At 66.9% G+C, this 236-nt stretch carries 1 pseudogene; it reads right to left on the minus strand.

What is annotated here, in order from left to right:
• Window positions 1–92: 92 nt before the first annotated feature.
• Window positions 93–236 (minus strand): annotated as a pseudogene (locus CVH10_RS27415) (50S ribosomal protein L3 N(5)-glutamine methyltransferase); the annotation flags it as partial.

Genomic DNA, 236 nt, shown 5'->3' on the forward strand with positions numbered 1-236 from the left:
CGCCGAGCGCCGGGCCGTGGCTCTCGCCGAAGGTGGAGACGGTGAACAACTTGCCGAAGGAATTGCCGGACATGGGCGTGCCTCTTGACTGCTCAGCTGAAGGACGCCGCATGGCCGTCGAGTTCCGCGGCGGTGAGGGCGAACACGCCCTGGCCGCAGCGCTCGAAATCCAGCCACACAAAGGGAACCTCGGGGAAGGCGGCCTCAAGGTGGCGATCGGAGTAGCCGACCTCGAC

The organism is Halomonas sp. ND22Bw (assembly GCF_003011945.1).
In the GTDB taxonomy this organism is placed as follows: Bacteria; Pseudomonadota; Gammaproteobacteria; order Pseudomonadales; family Halomonadaceae; genus Halomonas; species Halomonas halophila.